This window comes from Pseudomonas versuta, from assembly GCF_001294575.1.
Taxonomy (GTDB): Bacteria; Pseudomonadota; Gammaproteobacteria; order Pseudomonadales; family Pseudomonadaceae; genus Aquipseudomonas; species Aquipseudomonas versuta.
Map to the genome: position 1 here is coordinate 3120087 of NZ_CP012676.1, position 22320 is coordinate 3142406.

Below are 22320 nucleotides of genomic sequence, written 5' to 3' on the forward strand. Positions count from 1 at the left end.
GTTTTAGATCCTTTTCTCTGGCCAGATCAATGGCTCACAACTGGAGCGGGCAGGCCGCATCATTGCAGATAGGGCCCTGCCAGCAAGCTTAATTACATAAATAAACGTGTTTCAGAGCCGCAAACGCCCGCCGCGACTGCGCGCCGCACCCAGGCCGTGGGGTAGCAGACTGGAACGTGTGTGCGCATGGCACAAGGCAATCGCCAGCGCATCCGACGCATCGATTTGCGGCTTGGTCGTGAGCTTGAGCAAATGCATGACCATCATCATCACTTGCTCCTTGTTCGCGCCCCCCGTACCCGCCACGGCCTGCTTGACCTGAGTGGCAGAGTACTCGGCAATCTCCAGGCTTTCCTCGGCACCCGCCACAATGGCGGCGCCTCTTGCCTGGCCCAACTTGAGCGCCGAGTCGGCATTACGGGCCATGAACACTTTTTCGATGCCCATTGTTACCGGGCCGTAGGTCTGAATAACCTCGCGTACCCCGCGATAGACAATCTGCAGCCGCTCATGCAATTCGCCACTACCTGTACGAATGCATCCCGATGCCACGTACACGCAACCACGCCCGGTGTCTCGCACCACGCCATAACCGGTGATTCGCGAACCAGGATCGATACCAAGAATAAGAGTCATAACGCCTACAGCTTATGAAGTGACGCCCACGGGAACATGCCCGAACAGCTTAAAGGCAGAAGCCGGAGGTGCACAGCGCAGCGATCATCGCAACGTTGCACCTCCGGCCTCAGATTTGTAGCACGTTATCAGGCTAGCTGTTCCAGCACCGCATCAGGAATTTCGGCATTGGAATAAACGTTTTGCACGTCATCCAGGTCTTCAAGCATATCGATCAGCTTGAGTACCTTCTGCGCACCGTCCAGGTCCAGCTCGGCACTGGTGGTCGGCAGCATTACAATTTCAGCATCTGCCGGGGTGAAACCCGCAGCTTCCAGTGCATTGCGAACCGCGTAGAAGCTTGAGAACGAAGTGAATACATCCATGGAGCCATCTTCGTTGGTCACTACGTCGTCAGCATCGGCCTCCATCGCAGCTTCCATCAATGCGTCTTCATCAACGCCCGCGGCATAGGATATCTGCCCCTTGCGCTCAAACAGATAAGCAACAGAGCCGTCAGTGCCAAGATTGCCGCCACACTTGCTGAATGCGTGACGCACAGCGGCCGCAGTGCGATTACGGTTATCCGTCATGCACTCAACCATCACGGCAACACCACCCGGGCCGTAGCCCTCGTAGCTCAGCTCGACCATGTCATCGGTATCAGCGGCACCAGCACCGCGAGCGACGGCACGATCAATGATGTCGCGACTCATGTTTGCGCCCAGGGCCTTGTCCAGCGCCAGACGCAGGCGCGGGTTGGAGCCCGGATCAGCACCGCCCTGACGGGCAGCCACGGTCAGTTCACGAATCCACTTGGTGAAAATCTTGCCCTTTTTGGCATCCTGACGCTCTTTGCGGTGCTTGATGTTCGCCCACTTAGAATGACCTGCCATAACGCACTCCGAATCCTTTATAAAACCTTGCCGGCCCTGGCGCACGCCTCAGACCCGCAATAAAAATTCTCGACCCAAATAACAAAGGCGCATCCGGAGATGCGCCTTTGCAGGTCAGCTTTACTCAGCCTTAGGCTGTTCGCGCAAACGAATGTGCAACTCGCTCAGTGCCTTGGCATCAACCACACCAGGAGCCTGGGTCATGACGCAGGCAGCACTCTGGGTTTTCGGGAAGGCAATGACTTCACGAATCGACTGGGCACCGGTCATCAGCATCACCAGACGGTCCAGACCGAACGCCAGGCCACCGTGGGGCGGCGCACCATATTTCAGGGCGTCCAGCAGGAAGCCAAACTTCTCTTCCTGCTCAGCTTCACCGATACCCAGCAGGCGGAATACTGCCTGTTGCATTTCCTTGCGATGGATACGGATCGAACCGCCACCCAACTCAGTACCGTTGAGCACCATGTCATAGGCACGTGAAAGCGCGGTGGCCGGGTTGGCCTCCAGCTCTTCAGGTGAGCACTTGGGTGCAGTGAACGGGTGATGCAAGGCGCTGAAGCTGCCGTCGGTGTTCTCTTCGAACATCGGGAAATCGACAACCCACATCGGAGCCCATTCACAGGTCAGCAGGTTCAGATCGTTACCGACCTTGATACGCAGTGCACCCAGCGCTTCGCTAACGATCTTGGCCTTGTCGGCACCGAAGAACACGATGTCACCATCAACCGCACCAACGCGATCAAGGATCACATTGAGGTTGGCTTCAGGGATGTTCTTGACGATCGGAGACTGCAGACCTTCAACACCTTTGGCGCGCTCGTTGACCTTGATGTACGCCAGGCCACGGGCACCGTAGATGCTGACAAACTTGGTGTAGTCGTCGATCTGCTTGCGCGGCATGCTCGCGCCACCGGGAACACGCAGGGCGGCAATACGGCATTTAGGGTCATTGGCCGGGCCGCTGAACACCTTGAATTCCACATCTTTAAGCTGATCGGCAACATCAACCAGTTCCAGCGGGTTACGCAGGTCCGGTTTGTCGGAGCCGAAGCGGCGCATGGCCTCTTCCCAGGTCATGTGCGGGAACTCACCGAATTCCAGACCCAACACTTCCTTGAACAGGTTGCGGATCATTTCTTCAGTCAGACCCATGATCTCGGCTTCGTTCATGAAGCTGGTTTCGATGTCGATCTGAGTGAACTCAGGCTGACGGTCGGCACGCAGGTCTTCGTCACGGAAGCACTTGGCGATCTGGTAGTAGCGGTCAAAACCGGCAACCATCAACAACTGCTTGAACAGCTGTGGCGATTGCGGCAATGCGAAGAAGGAACCGGCATGGGTACGGCTTGGCACCAGGTAATCACGCGCGCCTTCCGGTGTGGCACGGGTCAGGATTGGCGTTTCAACGTCAAGGAAGCCGTTTTCGTCCAGGAAGCGACGGATGCTGGTGGTCATGCGCGAACGCAGACGCAATTTCTCGAGCATTTCCGGGCGACGCAGATCGATAAAACGATAGCGCAGACGGGTTTCTTCGCCGACGTCAGAGAATTCGTTGAGCGGGAACGGCGGGGTTTCCGCTTCGTTCAGGACTTCCAGCTCGTAGCCCAGCACTTCAATCATGCCCGAAGCCATGTTGGCGTTGCCGGCACCGGCCGGGCGCAAGCGCACCTTGCCGGTAACCTTGACGACATATTCGCTGCGCACGCGGTCTGCGGCGGCGAAAGTCTCGGCGCGATCCGGGTCAAACACTACCTGGGCCAGACCATCACGATCACGGATATCGAGGAAAATCACCCCACCGTGGTCACGGCGACGATGGACCCATCCGCAAAGGGTAATTTCCTGGCCTTCCAGGCTTTCGTTCAGTTGGCCGCAATAATGGCTGCGCATCATGATAGTGGTTTCACTTCTCGTAATTCGAAATTCGGTGGAGGTCTTGCGCACCGTCAGTGCTGGTAACAATGCAAGAGCCCGCTTGTGTTCTGACTGCTTTCGTTCAGCCTCAGTCGGATTTGTCGCCGCCGGCCAGATTCTTTTTCGAGCCTGTCTTGAAGTCTGTTTCATACCAGCCGGTGCCACTAAGGCGGAAGCCTGGCATGGACAGCATCTTCTTCAGCTCAGGTGCCTGACAGGCAGGACAATCAACCAGTGGAGAGTCACTGATCTTTTGAATGGCTTCCAGTTGATGACCACAGGAAGCGCACTGGTAATCGTACATGGGCATTGGCGTGTCTCGGCAATCCGTGAGCGGCAACCCATAAAGAGGGTTACGCGGCAAAGCCCGAGATTATATCTGGTAAATCGAGCCATTGCAGCCGCATGAGCAGCCATAACCCCTTAAAGGCACCATGAATTTCAAAAGATTACAAGCTGCCGGCAACTCAGCCCAGCCTCACGCCCCCATCCCTCGACAATCAGGTGTTTTGCTTGCGCATTGCACGAGGCTTGCTCGACTTCCGGCACATGCCGGACACCGGCAACCTCATGAAGCGGTTAAAGTTTCCACTCAACCGGCCCATGCCAAGTGCTCGATCAATACAGGACAACCAAGCTTTTATCGAACAACCGTCAATACGAAAAATAATGCCGCCTATGCCCTCACGGTTATTTCACCCCGCCTCCAACGCCCTCCTTCTCAATCACACCTGCCCAGAACAAGCGCCGGGCAGGCTCACACAAAAATCAAAAACAACAAGACCCAGCACTCCGGCAACTTACTGAACAGCCTGTTATCTCTGAACTAAAGCGAACCTCACGCCTTTAATATCAACCATTAAAGAAGTCACTATAAAAACATACAAAGTTCTTCTTAAAACCAGTCAATATGACCGAGCAAAACTAAAGACCAGACACACGGGCCTAACGAGCGGAAACCGCTATGCCAAAGCCTTCGCCAGCCCTCACGGCAATTAAAAAAAGTAAAACCAGCTAGCTCTCCAGCATATAAATACAACTGGTTCGTACGACACCCTGCACTGTGATGGCACCTCCCACCAGCGATCGAAAACTCAACACTCACTGTATCCAAACGCTCTTCAGCTTTTAAATAACAAGCTGCTGAAGATCGCACTTTAGATTCACACCAGCCTGTTTAAACGCCTCTTTGAACAACCCTCCATACGATAATCAGCACTAGAGCCACTCGCTCAATTTACAAACCCATAGAAAACAAAGCGACCAGCACACTCCCAAAACGCGGCGACCCTAAAAATATGACCAGCGGTCATTATTTCGCGGGCTCCGGCACACAGCGCTTGAAGCCTTCTCAGTCGCCCAGCATTTCCAGACACCGCTTGAAACAGACGACACACCTCTAGAACAAGGGTCCGGAAGTTAAAAAGAACGACCCATCGCTATGGCCAACACAATCTGTTCAGACACGCATCAATACGCTTAATTTGAGAAGCCCCAAGCTTTGCTGTTAAATAGGCAGCGTGTCGCCTTCGTCAAACCTCTGGCGACGGTGCATAGGCTGATGCCAGCACGTGTCTAACGCCTCCATTATTTTCAGAAGCGAACCGTGCACACCCAGCTCTTCCTTGCGATCCGTCTTAATGTGAGTTAATTGAAATGTTGAAAATCGTTCACCTGCTAACGGGCGCAGCTGCATTGCTGCTGTCCTTCATTCCTAGCCTGCAACCCGATGCAATACCTTACCTACAACACGCCGATGCTCTTTATCTGGCTTTTTTCGGTCTGCTTAACCTGACACTGGCCCCGGTCATTCCGTTCTGGAATAAAGGTCCTCGTCATCAACTGCAAAACCTGGTCAGCGCCCTACTGGTGCTTTCTGTTGTTCTGCAAACCCTTACCCTGTTCGGCCTGCTACTGCCAATCGGCGACCAACCTGCAATCCTGCTCAGTCTCGTACCTGCCGTGATTGCCGTGTTGCTGCACCTGGTAGTCAGCTTCTATAAATCATCACCTTCGTCAATTTCGCAAAGCTATGACATGACCAACCGCGATACAGGCACTGTAAAGTGGTTCAACACCTCAAAAGGTTTCGGCTTTATCTCCCGAGATTCTGGCGATGACATTTTTGTCCACTTTCGTGCCATTCGTGGCGAAGGGCACCGTGTATTGGTGGAAGGGCAACGTGTCGAGTTCTCGGTAATGAACCGCGATAAAGGCCTTCAAGCTGAAGATGTGATTGCAGCGTTACCACGCCGCTAATTTCAGCCATAAAAAACCGCGATCAAGCCCCGGCCTGATCGCGGTTTTTTATGGCCTGCTCAAAAATCAATAATGCGGCGGCGGTGCCTCTTCTTCAAATGACTCGAACTGCCCGCCCATTTCTTCCTGACGCTTGAGCAAGGCGGCCATCTGCATTTGCAAACGATCGACAGCGTTCTGCTGCATCACCAGCACATCATTCAATGCCTGAATGGTGTCGTCCTGAAAAGCCAAACGACTCTCAAGATCCATTACCCGAGCTTCAAGCGTCACAATTGCACCTCCGAAAAAATGAAGCCGCCATCAAGAACCGACTTTAGCTTGCCCCGGATCACGTCAACCTCAGCTTGCGTATACGGCTTCGCAGAGTGCTTGCCCCAGACAGGAGCGGGCCACGCAGCATCCGCCTGATATCGAACTATGACGTGCATGTGCAACTGACTGACGACATTACCCAGGGTCGCGACATTCATTTTATCTGCGCCGAACAGCCCCTTCAGTAGCCCTGCCAAGGCCGTCGTTTCGCTCCACATCAGTTGCTGATCGCGGTCATCCAATTGAAACAATTCGCTTATACCCTCGCGTCGCGGTACCAGAATAAACCACGGGTAATTCGAGTCATTGGACAGCAGCAAGCGGCACAAGGGGAAGTCCCCTATCAGCCAGGTATCCTCGTGAAGGCGTGTATCCAAAACGAACACTGAGTGCTCTCCTGTTTAACGGGTAGTTTCAGCTCGACCTGGCGAACAGGTATCAACCGCCAAGCGAAAGATCTGCAGGATACCCTTGATTGACCCACACATCACGACAGCAAGCACTGATTCGCAACTGAAATGAAACTGTCCTGCCGAATCAACAGCCCTCAAACACTTGTGCACCAAAAACGCACAACACGAATGTTTTTAGTGCACCAAAACGTCACCGACCAACCCAACAGGTGTTAACCGGTAACGCTTTAGGTGTTTCCATAGCCCAAACGCTGGCCGTTATCATAAAAAAACAGGAACCCAGCCCTGCAATATTTCCGTTTATTCCAGGCAGCCTCAGGATATTGAGACTGGAACGGCCTAAAAAAATATTTTTCAGGCTTCCTGGCGGTTTGAGCATGGTTGTTGCATCAAGCACAGATACAGTCGCCAAGGCATCTGCCGGAGTGCAATAGCCTGACGATAAATAACAATAGCCAAACTGCAAGGATCGGGATTTTTAATACGTGGGTACAACACAGTTTTCCAAGTGTCCACAGCTGTAGTCAGCACTTTAAACATGCAAAAAACGACATACAGCTACGTACTAGCGACATGCAGGCTGCAATTTTCGACACAGCTGTAAAGAAGCTGAAAGCTTTTGAGACCAAGTATCGCCAACATGGCCGGCGTGATATAAGTTTGCGCCGACACAAAAAGAAAGAGCCGCCCCAGATAATAATTCAGGTGGGGACGGCAGTACTCTTCCTAAAACCAAAGGAGCAAATCACGATGCGCGTGATGAAGTGGAGCATGATCGCCCTGGCTGTTTCAGCCGGTACTACTCAGTTCGCAATGGCCTCGTCGCAGGACGATGCTAAAGGTTTCGTTGAAGACAGCACGCTGACTTCCAAAACTCGCATGCTGTACATGAACCGTGATTTCCGTAACGGCGCCGGCAACATCGCCAAGCCTGGTGGCGGCTTCAAAAGCGGCTACCGCGAAGACTGGGGTCTGAGCGAACTGCTTAACTACCAGTCCGGCTTCACTCAAGGCACCATCGGTGTGGGTGTTGACGCTTTTGCCATGGGCACAGTACGCCTGGACGGCGGCGCCGGTCGCCAGGGCAACGGCCTGTTCGCTACCAAGAGCGACGGTTCTCCGGAAGATACCCAATCGAAAATCGGCGGCGCTGTTAAATTCCGTCTTTCCGATACCGTTCTGAAATACGGCAACCAGTTTGTGGCAAGCCCGGTTTTCTCCACCGATGACAGCCGTTTGCTGCCAGAAGTAGCCACCGGCACCTTGATCACCAGCAAGGAAATCAAGGGCCTGGAGTTGAGCGCCGGCCGCTTCACAGCGCTAAGCTCGCAGACTGGCATGGCTCGTGACAGCATCAACGGTCCAGGCCAGCCAGGCCTTACCGCTGCCAACATTGCTGGCGCGACCTACCAGTTCACTGACAACTTCGTCGGTGGCGTGGCCGCATCCGATGTTGATGACTACTTCAAGAAGCAGTACATCAACCTGAACTACACCCTGCCGATCGCAGACTCTCAAGCCCTGAACTTCGACTTCAACGGCTACAGAACTTCGAGCCAAGGCCAGGAACTGGCAGGTGACGTAGACAACAAAATCTGGAGCTTGGCAGCAGCCTATAGCCTCGGCGCTCACAAGTTCACCATTGCTCACCAGCGCTCTACCGGTGACAGCGCTTACTACTACGGCGTAGACGGCGGCGGCACCATTTTCCTCGCCAACTCCGTACAGTATTCCGACTTTAACGCCAAAGACGAGCAGTCGTGGCAGGGTCGTTACGACCTGAACATGGCTAGCTACGGCGTTCCAGGCCTGAGCTTCATGGCTCGTTACGTTCGCGGCGACAACATCTCCACCAATAACGGTGAAGGCAAAGAGCACGAATTCGACTTCGAAACCAAGTACGTGTTGCAGGAAGGCCCGGCCAAAGACCTGTCTTTCCGCCTGCGTAGTGCGATCTACCGCACCACCAGCAACAACGGCAATGATGTAAACGACGTTCGCGTGATTGCTGAGTACCCTCTGAACATCTTGTAATCGAGGCCTTCGGGCTTAATTACAAACACGGTGTTTAGCAAAAGCCACGCCCCTGCTTCAGGGGCGTGGCTTTTTATTTGCCAAGGCAAAAACACATATATAGCAAGCTAACTAATAAAATTGAAAAACAAACAACTCTATACCACGCTCAATTACACACCCGTACGGGTCTGCACCAAGGTACAAAAACAATTAAAGGGGCATTCGCCCCTTTAATATTTACCTGTCACCGATGGTCAGATGTGATCCGTGACTTTATTGAGCCGCCACTTCCTGAACCACCCGAATCACTCGTTGCGGAAATGGAATATCGACTCCCTGCGCCTTCAGGCGATCACGTGCGAACTCATTGAACATGAACAGAACATCCCAATAATTCGGGGTATCTACCCAAACTCGCAGCGACATCGTGATCGCACTCTCACCCAAGGTGGACACAACTACCACAGGGGCCGGCGCTTTCAGCACGCGAGGATCATCGGCCAGCGCCAGCAATACTTCACGTACCTTCTGCAAATCTGCTTCGTAGTCCACACCCACGTCAAACACCACTTTACGGGTCGGTTGACGGTTGTAGTTAGTGATGATGCCGTTGGACAGATTACCGTTTGGCACGATCACGGTTTTGTTGTCGCCGGTACGCAACACCGTGTGAAAGATCTGAATGCTATCGACGGTTCCGCTCACGCTTTGCGCTTCGATCCAGTCACCGATTTTGAACGGACGGAATAACAGAATAAGCACTCCGCCGGCAAAGTTCGCAAGGCTGCCCTGCAACGCCAGGCCAATAGCCAGGCCTGCCGCACCAATGGCCGCGACGAACGACGTGGTCTGGATGCCAATCATTGAGGCAACGCTAACAACCAGCAACACCTTGAGAATGATATTGACCAGGCTGCTGATAAAACCCTGCAGCGCCAGATCAGCCTTTCTCAACGCCAGCAAGTGCCCCAGTTTTACCGTCAACCGGTTGATTAACCACCAGCCTACCGCCAGCGTGATAACGGCCAGCAATACACGGCTGCCGTATTCCATAATCATCGGGATCCAGGCCTGTGAGGCCTTGATCAACTGATCAACTTCAGCATTCAAATCCACTTGTATCTCCTTGCACCCATATCCGGCGACGTCATTCGTTCAGCGAGACGATAGAACCGCTCAATCGTTTTTGCAGGTCCAGGGAAAATCGGACGTAGATAATCACCATAGGTTCCCCCCGTATTCAGTCACGGAAGTTATTGAACTGCAGCGGCATATCGAAGGTTTTGGCACGTAACGCAGCGATCGCATCTTGCAAATCATCACGCTTCTTGCCAGTGATGCGTACTTGCTCACCCTGAATAGAGGCTTGAACCTTGAGCTTGGCGTCCTTGACGTGAGCAACGATTTTCTTCGCCAACTCCTTGTCGATGCCTTCTTTCAAAATGACTTCCTGCTTCATCAATTTGCCAGAAGCGTAAGCATCCTTGATCTCGAGGCATTGCGCGTCAATCTTGCGTTTGATCAGGGCCAGCTTGAGAATCTCGATCATTGCTTCCAGCTGAAAGTCAGCCTCAGCGGTCAAGTTCACGGTCAGATCCTTCTCTTTGAACTCAAAAGTACCTTTACCTTTGAGGTCATAACGACGATCCAGCTCCTTGACCGCGTTTTCAACGGCGTTGGTGACTTCGTGCTTGTCCAGTTCGGATACCACGTCGAACGACGGCATGTATTTTTCTCCAATAATAAAGGGCGCGCTCAACACAGATGGAGCACGCCTGACCTGACAGTTAAAATGCGCGGGCATTATAGCGGTTCTTCGACTTCATTCACTTGCGAGCACACATGCCAAATTCGGCCTTGCCTCAAACCTGCTCCAACACGCCAGACCTTGCCTCTACCCCCTGGCACATTCTCGGTGCCGGGAGCATGGGGATGTTGTGGGCCACACGGCTGGCGCGAGCCGGCTTGCCGGTTACGCTGATCATGCGAAATGACGCCCGCCTGCAAGCTTATAGAGCGGCACAAGGGGTAACTTTAGTTGAAGGTGAACATTCGCAACTGATAACCCTGCAGGCTCAAACGCCGGACACCGACGAACCTGTCCAGCGCCTGCTGGTGACCTGCAAGGCTTATGACGCAGAGCACGCTGTCGCACAGATTGCCGGGCGTCTAACCCCTGATGCCGAAGTGATCCTGTTGCAGAACGGTCTTGGCAGCCAGCAAGCTGTCGCCAACCTTGTCCCACAAGCACGCTGCATCTTTGCCTCCAGCACTGAAGGTGCATTTCGTCAGAGCGACTGGAACGTGGTATTTGCCGGCCGTGGCCAGGTCTGGTTGGGCGATACCGGTGAAGCACCGCAGTGGCTTGAAGAGCTTGAGCGCAGCGGCATTTCTGCACAGTGGAGCCCGAACATACTGAGTCTTTTATGGCGAAAACTGGCGCTTAACTGTGCGATCAATCCACTGACCGTGCTGCACGACTGTCGTAATGGCGGTTTGCTCACGCACATTGATCAAGTAAACGCACTATGCGCCGAACTCGGCATCTTGCTTGAACGTTGCGGCCAGGCCGAGGCGGCAATCGATTTGCCTGCGCAAGTCAGCCGAGTGATTCAGGCCACCGCCAACAACTTCTCTTCGATGCATCAGGATGTCACACAAGGCCGACGCACTGAAATCAGCTACTTGCTGGGATATGCGTGTGCAGCCGCTCACAATCACCAACTCACCGTACCGCTTTTACAGGCACTGCAGCAGCGCCTCGAGCATCACTTGAAGCTGCGCGGATTGCCCTGCAACTGAGGCCCGCGCTACCCTGCGGGCTGGTCCTTATTAGTGCGACGCCCCCATGCCCTTGCGCCAGCGCCTTGAAAACCTCCCGGTAGGCCAGAAGTTGCTGGCCGCCCTCCTTGTATTGCTGGCCACCGTCTTGCTGGTGGCCAACCTGACGTTTATCAGTGCTGCGTACTGGATCTCCCATGAGAGCACCGCACCACAGGCCTTGCAGACACTGGGGCAGCTGGCATCGAAGCCCGATCTTATCGCTCAGGCGCTCGACTCGGCACACAACGCCCAAGCCCTGCTCGAAGAAGTCGGCAGCTACGCCCCTCTGCGAGCCGCCGCGGTGTATGACAGCACAGGTAACCTGCTGGCGCAGTTGCAACATGGCGAACACCTGCCGCTGCCCGAGCACTATCGTGAAATCGAGGCCTGGCGCCTGACCGAACTGCGCAGCAATCACCTCACGAAGCTCCCCCATGGCGATGGCCCTCCCGGACATTTGCTGCTAGTCGCCAGCAGCGAACTGCCCATGGCGTTTTATACCGGCACACTCACAGCCAGCCTGGGAATTCTGGTGTTTAGCGCCCTGCTGTGGTTCGTGGTTGCCCGGCAAATCAAACGGCTGATCACTCAACCCATTCACCGGCTAGAAGAGCTGTCGCGCCAGGTCACCCGGGAAGAGAACTACGCCTTGCGCGCAGCACCGGGCAACAATGATGAAATCGGCAACCTCGCCGAAGCGTTCAATACCATGCTGTCGCGCATTGAAGCACGCGAACAGGAACTCAAACGCGCGCGAGATGAAGCACAAGCGGCTTACGATCAGGCACAAACACTTGCCGAAGAAACCCGCCACACCAATCGCAAGCTGGAGCTTGAAGTTCAAGTACGTAGCAAAATAGAGAAAAAACTCACCGGATTTCAGAAATACCTAAACAGTATTATCGACTCCATGCCTTCAGCCTTGATCGCCCTGGACGAGCAACTCTATGTTACTCAGTGGAACCAAGAGGCCAGCGCACTCTCCGGTACGCAACTGGATGAGGCTTTGAATCAGCCGATTTATCTAGCCTTCGAGCCCCTCAAGCCCTTCCTGCCGCAGCTCAAAGACACCATCGAAAATCACCGGGTAGCTAAAATTGAACGTGTCACCTGGGGCCAGGGCGAGGAAGCCCGGCACTATGCACTGACGTTCTACCCACTGATGGGCGGTGCCGGCCGTGGCGTGGTCATCCGGATTGATGACGTTACACAACGCCTGTCACTGGAAGACATGATGGTGCAATCAGAGAAGATGCTGTCAGTGGGCGGCCTGGCTGCCGGCATGGCGCACGAAATCAACAATCCACTGGGCGCCATCCTGCATAACGTGCAGAACATTCGCCGGCGCCTGTCCAGCGACCTGCCAAAGAATCTCGAGCAGGCACAGGAGGCCGGCATTGAGCTGGAGGCCATAAACCGTTACCTGCAGGCCCGCGAAGTACCGAAACTACTGGATGGCATTCAACAGGCCGGGGCACGCGCTGCAAAGATTGTCACTCACATGCTCAGTTTCAGCCGGCGCAGCAATCGACAAATGAGCCCCTGCGATCTGTCGGCGCTGATTGATCAAGCCATTGATATTGCCAGCAATGACTTTGACCTGACCATTGGCTTTGACTTCAAGGGGCACGCCGTTACTCGCCAGTTCGACCCTCAGCTAGGCCCTGTCCCCGGCATCCCCAACGAGCTGGAACAGGTGTTGCTGAACTTACTGAAAAACGCCGCCCAAGCGATTCATCAGCGCAGTGACAAGAGCGAGCCGGGACGTATCACCCTGCGTACAAAACTCAATCCGCCGTGGGCGCAAATACAGGTTGAAGACAACGGCGTGGGCATGCCGGAACACGTGCGCAAACGGATTTTCGAGCCTTTCTTTACGACCAAGGAGGTGGGTCAGGGCACGGGGCTCGGCCTGTCCGTATCGTACTTCATTATTACCAACAACCATAAGGGCCAAATGGAAGTGCACTCAACCCAGGGCCAGGGTACCTGCTTTACCCTGCGCCTGCCGTTGGCTGGCAACCTGATGACCGCACATGAATCAACCAAGGTGGAACTCTAGACATGGGCTTTCGGTTATCGAAAATTTATACCCGCACCGGCGACAAGGGCGAGACCGGCCTGGGCGATGGTCGCCGCGTACCCAAGGACCATCCGCGTGTAGAAGCCATCGGCGAAGTCGATACCCTCAATAGCCAGGTCGGCCTGTTGCTGGCCGGCCTCACCGAACAGAGCGCCCTGTGTCCCGGGCTCAATGAGCTGATTGAAGTACTTGAACCGTGCCAGCATCGACTGTTTGATCTGGGGGGCGAATTGGCCATGCCGGTCTATCAGGCACTCGACATACGTGAAATCGAAAGGCTTGAAGCTGCGATTGATTGCTGGAATGAAGAGCTGGGCCCGCTGGAAAACTTCATTCTGCCAGGAGGTTCGAGCCTGATCGCGCAAGCCCACGTTTGTCGCAGCCTGGCACGCAGTGCCGAGCGCCGCTGCCAACAGCTCAACGCGATGGAGCCACTGACGGGGGTGGGTCTGGCGTACATCAACCGCCTGTCTGATCTGCTGTTCGTCGCTGCCCGCCTCATCGCCAAGCGTCAGGGGATTGCAGAAATTCTCTGGCAAGCGGCAGCAAAGCCCGAAGCGTGACGGCGGTTGCAAAAACCGTAAAACAGGCAGCCACGCAAAATCACGCACTAGGTTGCGGTCAACGACTGGAAAGAGTGTGAAGCGATGCCCGGGCGGGCAAGAAACAGGCGGGGTAAAACATGAAGGCAGCCACTGGGGCTGCCTTCACTTTTGACGTCAGGCTACCGGATTGATCGGCTTTTCCGGGTACCACACGTCCAACAGCGGGCTAACTTCAACGCTGGTCAGCTCTGGGCGAGCTTTTAACCAGGCTTCAACAGCGGCACGCTGCTCTTCGCTGACCGAACCGCGCTTCTGCAGGCAAACCAGACCGTAGTCGTCGCCGCCAACATAACCCAGACCGTTAGCTTCCATGGCTTCTTTCAAAAACGCTGCGAGGAATGCATCGATAGCCTCTTCCGACAGGTCTTCTTTGAAATCCAGGTTCAGCTCAAAACCCAGCTCCTGAAATTCATCAACGCACAGTTTTTTGCGCAGACGCTGGGAACGATTAGTAGCCATTGAACAATCCTCATAAGTAATTACGGGCGGCACTTTAGCAGCTTAAGGCCGCAGTTGCCCGGTTCCATGTGAACGGTTCATCGTTTTCTATATTTAATAAGCCAATACCGGCATTACGCGGATGCACACGCCCGCTGAGCTTGGGGCATAATGCCGATACTTTTATGACTATCGAAGGCCTTTTTATCATGCCTTCTTATTTTTCCCCCTCGCCTGCAGGGTTTTACTTCATATGATCAAATCTTTACGACCATTGCTTCTGGCCAGCCTGTTTTTACCGCTCGCCTTCGGCGCCAGCGCCGCCCCTGTCAACTCCACTCTTTCGCCAAAAGTCCAACAAGCACTCAAGACCAACAAGTTGCAAAACGATGCGCTGTCATTGGTCATGATCCCGCTCGATGGTCCTGGTACACCGACGGTATTCAATGCCGACGTATCGATGAACCCTGCCTCCACAATGAAGCTGGTAACCACTTACGCAGCTCTTGAAATGCTCGGCCCGACCCATCAGTGGAAGACCGAGTTCTATACCGACGGCACCCTGAACAACGGCATCCTGCAGGGCAACCTGTACCTCAAGGGCGGCGGCGACCCCAAACTGAACATGGAAAAGCTCTGGTTGCTGATGCGCGACTTGCGCGCCAACGGCGTGCAGCAAGTCACCGGTGACCTGGTGCTTGATCGCAGCTTCTTCGAGCAACCGCAGCTCCCGGTTTTTAACGACGACGGCAACGACAAGAACAAACCTTTCCTGGTTAAACCCGATTCGCTGATGGTCAACCTCAAGGCACTGCGCTTCATCGCACGCAACGACGCCGGTAAAGTGCTGATTTCAGTCGAGCCACCCATTGCCAGCATTCGGATCGACAACCAGGTAAAAGCCGTCAACAGCAAGCAATGCACAGGTGATGTCCGCTACAACCCCGTCACACAAGCCGACGGCTCGGTCCTGGTCACCGTCAGCGGCCAGCTGGCCGATGGCTGCAACTCGCAAACCTACCTGTCTTTACTTGACCACGCCACTTACACCGCCGGTGCAGTGCGCGCTATCTGGAAAGAGCTGGGGGGCAGTATCCAGGGGCAAGACCGTCAGGCCGGCGTGCCAAAAAATGCAAAATTGCTGGCCCGTGCCTACTCGCCGGATCTGGCCGAGATCATTCGCGACATCAACAAGTACAGTAACAACACCATGGCCCAGCAGCTGTTCCTGAGCCTGGGTGCGCAGTTCCGCAACGATGCCGATGGTGACGACGCCAAAGCCGCACAGCGTGTCATACGCCAGTGGCTGGCCAAGAAAGGCATAACCGCGCCACATCTGGTCATGGAAAATGGCTCCGGCCTGTCGCGCGCCGAGCGCGTCAGCGCACGGGAAATGGCGCAAATGCTCCAGGCCGCCTGGAAAAGCCCGTATGCCGCCGAGTTCATCAGTTCCCTGCCCATTGCCGGCAAAGACGGCACCATGCGCAAGCGCCTGAAAACCACGGCAATGAACGGTCAGGCCCACATCAAAACCGGCACCCTCAATACCGTGCGAGCGATTTCAGGCTTCAGCCGCGACAACAATGGTCATACCTGGGCGGTAGTGGCGATCCTCAACGATCCTCGCCCATGGGGCGCTTCATCCATTCTTGATCAGGTGCTGCTGGACCTGTATCGCCAGCCGGCTCTGGCCGACAGTTCGGTCTCCATCGCGCAATAAAGCCTGGTGATCGCCAGCTTGCCGCTGTAAACACATTTAGCACGCAATAAAAAACGCCCCCGGTCTTTCGATCGGGGGCGTTTTTATTTGTGCCGGTATCAACCGCCCTTAACGAGCCGTGATTTTCCATGCACGGTGGATTTTGCTGTTGCGGGCAAAGTCCGGGTCGATGGTACTGGCGGTAATTTCTTCTACCGCATAACGCGCTTCCAGATTTTCATCGAGGATGAATTTGCGGAAGTTGTTCGAGAAGTACAACACGCCGCCCGGCGCCAGTCGCGCCATGGCCAGGTCGAGCAACTGCACATGATCACGCTGGACATCGAAGATGCCTTCCATGCGCTTGGAGTTGGAGAAGGTCGGGGGATCGATAAAGATCAAGTCGTACTCTTCACGGCAGGCATCCAGCCACGCCATCACATCGCCCTGCTCCAGACGGTTCTTGTCCGAGAAACCGTTGAGGGACAGGTTGCGTCGCGCCCAGTCCAGATAGGTTTTCGACAAGTCGACACTGGTAGTGCTGCGCGCACCGCCCTTGGCTGCATGCACACTGGCGGTTGCGGTGTAGCAGTACAGGTTGAGGAAGCGCTTGCCGGCTGCCTCTTTCTGGATGCGCATCCGCATCGGGCGGTGGTCAAGGAACAACCCGGTGTCCAGATAGTCCGTGAGATTCACCAGCAGCTTGACGCCACCTTCATTGACCTCGGTGAACTTGCCCTGGGCACTTTGACGCTCGTACTGCTTGGTACCGCTCTGGCGCTCGCGACGCTTGACGATCACCCGGCTTTTGTCGATGTTCAGCGCCTGCGGAATGGCCGCCAGGGCATCGAACATACGGGCCGAGGCTTTTTCCGGATCGATGGACTTGGGGGCCACGTATTCCTGGACGTGAACCCAGTCGTGATACAGATCGATAGCCATCGAGTACTCAGGCATATCGGCGTCGTATACGCGGTAGCAATCAATACCTTCGCGCTTGACCCACTTACCCAGCGCCTTGAGGTTCTTTTGCAGACGGTTGGCAAACATCTGCCCGCCTTCGCTCAAGCGCGGCTGCTCGATCACCACAGGAGCCGGCTTGATCGGGTTACCATTCTTGTTGAATTTCTCGTACTTGCCCGGAGCTTCGATGTTGGATGGCAGGTCTGATTCGACCTGCTCACGCTCAGCCTGACGCTGTTCAGGCGTGCGACGCTCGCCAGTCACGAATTGATCCGGAACCACCTTGATTAGCAACAGCTTGCACGGCAAGGCACCGTTCCAGAACGAGTACTGCTTGTGACTACGAATACCCATGCGCTTGCCCAGATCCGGGGCACCAGTGAATACGGCCGCCTCCCAGTTCAGACAGGCCTGACGCAGGCGCTCGCCAAGGTTCTGGTAGAGATAGAGCAAGCTAGCCTCATCCCCCAGCCGCTCGCCGTAGGGAGGGTTACAGATGACCAGGCCTTTCTGGTTCTGATCCGGACGAGGTTCAAACGTCGCGACCTCTCCTTGATAGATCTTGATCCAGTGACTCAAGCCTGCACGCTCAATATTGTTGCGTGCCGGCTGGATCAGACGAGGATCGGCTTCGTAGCCACGAATCCACAGCGGCGGTTTGGCCATCCCGGCTTCTGCACGCGCAGTAGCCTCTTCATGAAGTTTCTTCCAGATTGCCGGAACGTGACCCAGCCAGGCGTCAAAACCCCAGTGAATACGATTGAGGTTTGGTGCCATATCGGCAGCAATCATCGCGCCTTCGACCAAAAACGTACCCACACCGCACATCGGGTCAGCCAGGGCAGCGCCTTCAGCGGCCATACGCGGCCAACCGGCACGGATCAGGATCGCTGCAGCGAGGTTTTCTTTCAGTGGCGCGGCACCTTGCTGCAGGCGATAACCACGCTGGTGCAAGCTGCTGCCCGACAGGTCCAGAGACAAAATCGCTTCGCCACGATCAAGACGCAAGTGGATGCGCATGTCAGGGCTGATCTTGTCGATGGAAGGACGCTCGCCAGACGGCGTGCGCAGTTTGTCGACAATGGCGTCTTTAACCTTCAAGGCACCAAAGTGAGTGTTGTCGATACCTGAGCCATGGCCACTGAATTCAACGGCCAGCGTGCCGTCCGGGACCATGTGATCCTGCCATTCAATATCCAGCACACCGTGATACAGGTCTTCAGCGTCCTTCATCGGGAAGCGCTTGAGTACCAGCAACACACGATTGGCAAGACGCGACCACAGACACAGGCGGTAGGCAGTTTCCATATTTGCCATGCCACGAATGGCCGAGGTGTGCTCGCGGGCTTCCTCAAGGCCAAGGCCGGTGGCCTCCTCAAGGAGAAGTCCTTCAAGGCCTTTGGGGCAGGTAAGGAAGAGTTCGTAACGATCCGACATGGGATTCCTGGGCTTTAAGCTATCAGTGAGCAGGCAACGCATTACCTGCTCCGTTTTCAATCAAGCGCTTTTCTTGAAGAGCGCTCGTGTGGCACGAAACTGTGCCGTTCCACCCCGGCGATCATCCATGCCCTGAGGCAGGAAGAGTTTAGACGCAGAGGCAGGTCATTCATCGAGAAACAAATGGTCATGTTCAGACCCTTCGTCGAATAGTAACCCAGCAAAACAGGTAACTATTCGCAGTAGAGAATGAAACACATCATCTTTGTAAACACTCGCCCTATCAGGCTTTGGTCGAAACCAATCCTGCAAAAGCAGCCGTTCTTATGGCCATAACACCATTATCGTTACGTCCTTATGACAAAACGATCATTCACACGCTTAGGCGCATTGGTTAGAACTGAACTCAGGTTGTCGCCGCACAGGTGACAACAAAATGCTCGCCACGCCGGCAGCGAGCATACCAACGGCAGAACACTCTGCCCCGACCCTTGGTAGGTCGACGCGATATAAAACAGTCAACAAGTGAGGGCAACACCCTATGAGAAGACTTAAGCGTGATCCGTTGGAAAAAGCTTTTTTACGCGGATATCAATACGGCGTTCATGGAAAGTCCCGTGAGCTTTGCCCATTTACTCTACCGTCGGTACGCCAAGCCTGGATTAACGGCTGGCGAGAAGGACGCGGCGACAACTGGGACGGTATGACTGGCACTGCGGGCATCCATAGACTCAACGAACTCCACGCCGTCGGCTAACTCTGGGCACACTCCGACATCACCTCGAAGCTACAACGACTTAACCATGCCGTCCTATCCGGGCGGCGGGCTTCGGCCCAAGGGCTCCTTTTGGGAGCCCTTTTTTATGCCTGCCTATCGACACTTCTACTTAGTGAGAGCGGTTATTTACGAGCCAACGCGGAAATGGCATCGACCGACTCTCGGATCAAGGCCGGGCCCTTGTAGATAAAGCCCGAATAGAGTTGAACCAGGCTAGCACCCGCAGCGATTTTTTCAGCGGCGTACTTGCCCTCAGTGATCCCGCCTGCGGCGATGATCGGCATGCGCCCTGCCAACTCTTGCGCCAGCACCTTAACCGTGTGGGTGCTCTTGTCGCGAACCGGAGCACCAGACAAACCACCCGCCTCGTCACCATGCTCCATGCCCTCAACCCCGACACGACTTAAGGTGGTATTGGTCGCAATCACTGCATCCATACCGGTCTCAAGTAACGCCTGTGCCACCAGCACGGTTTCTTCGTCAGTCATGTCCGGAGCAATCTTGATTGCTAGAGGGACACGCTTGCCGTGGAGCTTTGTCAGTTCGTTCTGACGCAATTGTAGGGCTTCAAGTAACTGCTTGAGAGAATCACCAAATTGCAAGCTGCGTAAACCAGGTGTATTGGGCGAGCTGACGTTTACGGTTACATAGCTGGCATGGGCATACACCTTGTCCAGGCAGATCAGGTAGTCGTCGACTGCGCGCTCAACCGGCGTGTCGAAGTTCTTGCCGATGTTAATGCCCAGGATACCGCTGTATTTTGCCGCCTGAACCCGTGTCAGCAGGTGGTCCACGCCGAGGTTGTTGAATCCCATGCGATTGATGATCGCCTGCGCTTCCGGCAATCGAAAGATGCGTGGTTTTGGGTTGCCTGGCTGAGGCCGCGGAGTAACCGTGCCGATTTCAACGAAGCCAAAGCCCAACTGTGCAAAGCCATCAATGGCCGCACCATTTTTGTCCAGACCGGCAGCCAAGCCGACCGGGTTCGGAAATTCGAGCCCCATGACTGTCACTGGCAGTTTTGCCGGCGTCTTGCACAACAAACCATTGAGCCCCAGACGGCCACCAGCGCCGATCAAATCCAAAGACAAATCGTGAGAGGTTTCAGGGGAAAGTTTGAAGAGCAACTGGCGGGCCAGGTTATACATGGGCTCAATAGTCTCGAAAATGACTTGAATAGGGCGCGATTATAGCCGCGCATGCCCTGCGCAAGCGAGGGGCAGACGTATCACAATGATCCGTACCCAGCTAAATCGCAGGCAAAGAAAAACCCGGCCTAAGCCGGGTTTTTCTGAACAGCCTAGCTAAAAATTACTTAGCTTCTGCTTGAACGGTAGCTTCTACGCGACGGTTCAGAGCACGGCCTTCTTCAGTTGCGTTGCTTGCAACTGGGTTAGCTTTACCGTGACCAACTGCGTCTACACGGTTAGCTGCAACACCTTGGTTAACCAGAGCTGCACGAACAGCGTCAGCACGACGTTGCGACAGTTTCAGGTTGTAGGCGTCAGTACCAACGCTGTCAGTGTAACCAGCAACAGTAGTGTTGGTCGCAGGGTACTGCTTCATGAAATCAGCAACGTTGTTGATGTCAGGCATGTACTGCGATTTAACAACCGACTTGTCGAAGTCGAATTTCACGTCAAGTTCAACGCGAACTACTTCAGCGATCGGAGCTTCTGGCTCTGGCTCAGCAACTGGTGCTGGAGCTGGAACTGGAGCAGGAGCTACTTTACCGCCGTTGCCGCCGAAGTTAACACCCAGGCCAACGGTAGGAGCGTAGTCCCACTTGCCGTTATCCAGTTTGTAGTCAGCTTCAACGCCTGCACGAGCGAACAGGTTGTCAGTGATGTACCACTTAACACCAGCGCCAGCTGTCAGGAAAGTCGACTTGTCGCGACCGCTGTGGCCGTCAGCTTCAACGTTGGTCATGCTCTTGTGAGCAACACCACCGGAAACGTATGGACGCAGAGCGTCACCTACGGTGCCGAAGTGGTACTGAGCGTTCAGACCAAAGTTGTCGCCTTGGATTTTCTGATGGCCAGTGCCGTCGTTCGAACGGGTGTGGTTAGTTTTGTCGTAGGTCAGGTTCAACGAAACGTCGTCGGTCAGGAAGTAACCGATCGATGCGCCTGGGTTGTAACCGTCTTCTACGTGCTTGACGCTGTCGTTGTACTGTTTTTTGTAGAACAGTTCACCCTCGACCGCGCCTTGGCCTTGTGCCAGGGCACCGAACGAAGTTGCGGCTACAAAGGAACCAATGGCAATGCCCAAGGTGTTTTTCAGTTTCATCCGTTAAATCCCCATCTGGTGATTGTAAAGCAGTCCCACATACCGGGGGACAACTCGGCGACAAGTCTATCAGACCTTGCCTACACGTAGAGCCATTTGCGCTGAACTAAGTTTCAGCAATACCTGCAAATTTCTCACGTAATTTATCTAGAGCGCGCTTGTATCGCATCTTCGTCGCACTCAAACCCATATGCATTATGTCTGCGATTTCCTGAAATTCCAGTTCTGCGACAAAACGCAGCACTAAAATCTCCCGGTCTATCGGGTTCACATGCACCAGCCAGCGATCAAGTCCGCCCTTTTCCTCAGGTTTCGGCGCCTTTTCTTCAGACGCTTCCTCGAGGGGGTCAATACTCAAAGCGTCCATCAAGCGACGCTTTCGCCGTTCCTTTCGATACTGTGTAATGCATTCGTTATAAGTGATGCTATATAGCCAGGTTTTGAATTTCGATTTCCCCTCGAAATTTTTCAGACCGTACAGCACCTTTAGCATTACTTCCTGACAGACATCATCCGCGTCCCTATCGTTCCCTAAATACCTTGAACAAACGTTGAACAGCGTACGTTGATAGCGACGCATCAGCTCTTCGTAGGCGCGCGTGACGTGAAACAACTCATCATGCGCGCGCGCCACCAACTCCTCATCAGAGAGCTCGCGGGGGTCGTAGCGCATGGATAGCGATTGGGCTTTATTCAAAACGAGTCGTGCCGACAGTCAGGTCAATGTCCGCCGCTGCCTTTGGAACAGGCTTTTTTGCGGTGGCATACATTAGC

The 22320-nt window shown here is 54.6% G+C and carries 20 protein-coding genes; 7 read left to right on the forward strand and 13 right to left on the reverse strand.

Features of this window, described 5'->3' with window-relative positions:
- Positions 1–111: 111 nt before the first annotated feature.
- The 4 genes from ruvC to AOC04_RS13950 all read right to left on the reverse strand — a co-directional run bounded on the left by ruvC (position 112) and on the right by AOC04_RS13950 (position 3738).
- Entirely contained in the window at positions 112–636 is a 525-nt protein-coding gene (gene ruvC / locus AOC04_RS13935; RefSeq protein WP_003441230.1) for a crossover junction endodeoxyribonuclease RuvC, read from the reverse strand.
- 128 nt (positions 637–764) lie between these two features.
- On the reverse strand, positions 765–1511 hold the full coding sequence (locus tag AOC04_RS13940) for a YebC/PmpR family DNA-binding transcriptional regulator (protein ID WP_003441226.1): 747 nt from the start codon (positions 1509–1511) through the stop codon (positions 765–767).
- Positions 1512–1631: 120 nt separating this feature from the next.
- Complete coding sequence (gene aspS / locus AOC04_RS13945; RefSeq protein ID WP_060694303.1) at positions 1632–3407, reverse strand: aspartate--tRNA ligase; 1776 nt, start codon at positions 3405–3407, stop codon at positions 1632–1634.
- 109 nt (positions 3408–3516) lie between these two features.
- The gene (locus AOC04_RS13950; RefSeq protein ID WP_003441220.1) at positions 3517–3738 is read right to left on the reverse strand and encodes an FmdB family zinc ribbon protein; all 222 of its coding nucleotides are present in this window, start codon (positions 3736–3738) and stop codon (positions 3517–3519) included.
- 1346 nt (positions 3739–5084) lie between these two features.
- Here AOC04_RS13950 and AOC04_RS24360 point away from each other — a divergent pair.
- On the forward strand, positions 5085–5687 hold the full coding sequence (locus AOC04_RS24360; RefSeq protein ID WP_060694305.1) for a cold-shock protein: 603 nt from the start codon (positions 5085–5087) through the stop codon (positions 5685–5687).
- A 66-nt stretch (positions 5688–5753) separates the two neighbouring features.
- Here AOC04_RS24360 and AOC04_RS13960 read toward each other — a convergent pair whose 3' ends face one another.
- Entirely contained in the window at positions 5754–5960 is a 207-nt protein-coding gene (locus AOC04_RS13960; RefSeq protein ID WP_003441212.1) for a SlyX family protein, read from the reverse strand.
- The gene (locus AOC04_RS13965) at positions 5957–6388 is read right to left on the reverse strand and encodes an HIT domain-containing protein (protein WP_060694308.1); all 432 of its coding nucleotides are present in this window, start codon (positions 6386–6388) and stop codon (positions 5957–5959) included. Before AOC04_RS13965 ends, AOC04_RS13960 begins: the two co-directional genes overlap by 4 nt.
- A 777-nt stretch (positions 6389–7165) precedes the next feature.
- Between AOC04_RS13965 and AOC04_RS13970 the strand changes: the two genes are divergently transcribed.
- Positions 7166–8449, forward strand: a complete 1284-nt coding sequence (locus AOC04_RS13970; RefSeq protein WP_060694311.1) for an OprD family porin — start codon at positions 7166–7168, stop codon at positions 8447–8449.
- Between the two features lie 255 nt (positions 8450–8704).
- On the opposite strand, the gene AOC04_RS13975 is transcribed toward AOC04_RS13970, so the two are convergent.
- Positions 8705–9547: a mechanosensitive ion channel family protein gene (locus AOC04_RS13975; RefSeq protein ID WP_060694313.1), complete on the reverse strand. Its 843-nt coding sequence runs from the start codon at positions 9545–9547 to the stop codon at positions 8705–8707.
- 124 nt (positions 9548–9671) lie between these two features.
- The gene (locus AOC04_RS13980; RefSeq protein WP_060694315.1) at positions 9672–10157 is read right to left on the reverse strand and encodes a YajQ family cyclic di-GMP-binding protein; all 486 of its coding nucleotides are present in this window, start codon (positions 10155–10157) and stop codon (positions 9672–9674) included.
- Positions 10158–10363: 206 nt separating this feature from the next.
- Between AOC04_RS13980 and AOC04_RS13985 the strand changes: the two genes are divergently transcribed.
- Genes AOC04_RS13985 through AOC04_RS13995 form a run of 3 tightly spaced genes read left to right on the forward strand, consistent with a single transcriptional unit; the run spans position 10364 to position 13900 of the window.
- Positions 10364–11233, forward strand: coding sequence for a putative 2-dehydropantoate 2-reductase (locus tag AOC04_RS13985; RefSeq protein WP_060694318.1), 870 nt, complete (start codon positions 10364–10366; stop codon positions 11231–11233).
- Between the two features lie 46 nt (positions 11234–11279).
- Complete coding sequence (locus AOC04_RS13990; RefSeq protein ID WP_060694320.1) at positions 11280–13316, forward strand: sensor histidine kinase; 2037 nt, start codon at positions 11280–11282, stop codon at positions 13314–13316.
- 2 nt (positions 13317–13318) lie between these two features.
- Positions 13319–13900, forward strand: coding sequence for a cob(I)yrinic acid a,c-diamide adenosyltransferase (locus AOC04_RS13995; RefSeq protein WP_060694322.1), 582 nt, complete (start codon positions 13319–13321; stop codon positions 13898–13900).
- A gap of 156 nt (positions 13901–14056) precedes the next feature.
- On the opposite strand, the gene AOC04_RS14000 is transcribed toward AOC04_RS13995, so the two are convergent.
- Complete coding sequence (locus tag AOC04_RS14000; RefSeq protein WP_003441192.1) at positions 14057–14401, reverse strand: YggL family protein; 345 nt, start codon at positions 14399–14401, stop codon at positions 14057–14059.
- A gap of 232 nt (positions 14402–14633) precedes the next feature.
- Between AOC04_RS14000 and dacB the strand changes: the two genes are divergently transcribed.
- Positions 14634–16100: a D-alanyl-D-alanine carboxypeptidase/D-alanyl-D-alanine endopeptidase gene (dacB, locus tag AOC04_RS14005; protein WP_060694324.1), complete on the forward strand. Its 1467-nt coding sequence runs from the start codon at positions 14634–14636 to the stop codon at positions 16098–16100.
- A gap of 108 nt (positions 16101–16208) precedes the next feature.
- Here the strand turns inward: dacB and rlmKL are convergent, their stop codons facing one another.
- Positions 16209–18479 (reverse strand): bifunctional 23S rRNA (guanine(2069)-N(7))-methyltransferase RlmK/23S rRNA (guanine(2445)-N(2))-methyltransferase RlmL, encoded by a 2271-nt coding sequence (gene rlmKL / locus AOC04_RS14010; protein ID WP_060694326.1) that lies wholly within the window; start codon positions 18477–18479, stop codon positions 16209–16211.
- Positions 18480–19020: 541 nt separating this feature from the next.
- Between rlmKL and rmf the strand changes: the two genes are divergently transcribed.
- Complete coding sequence (gene rmf, locus AOC04_RS23560; protein ID WP_019827662.1) at positions 19021–19236, forward strand: ribosome modulation factor; 216 nt, start codon at positions 19021–19023, stop codon at positions 19234–19236.
- A 143-nt stretch (positions 19237–19379) separates the two neighbouring features.
- On the opposite strand, the gene AOC04_RS14015 is transcribed toward rmf, so the two are convergent.
- From AOC04_RS14015 to sigX, 3 genes are all read right to left on the reverse strand, one after another.
- Positions 19380–20405: a quinone-dependent dihydroorotate dehydrogenase gene (locus tag AOC04_RS14015; RefSeq protein WP_060694328.1), complete on the reverse strand. Its 1026-nt coding sequence runs from the start codon at positions 20403–20405 to the stop codon at positions 19380–19382.
- A gap of 163 nt (positions 20406–20568) precedes the next feature.
- A complete protein-coding gene (locus AOC04_RS14020) occupies positions 20569–21546 on the reverse strand; it encodes an OmpA family protein (protein ID WP_060694330.1) in 978 nt (325 codons plus the stop codon).
- A 106-nt stretch (positions 21547–21652) separates the two neighbouring features.
- On the reverse strand, positions 21653–22243 hold the full coding sequence (sigX, locus tag AOC04_RS14025; RefSeq protein ID WP_029612359.1) for an RNA polymerase sigma factor SigX: 591 nt from the start codon (positions 22241–22243) through the stop codon (positions 21653–21655).
- Positions 22244–22320 lie beyond the last annotated feature (77 nt).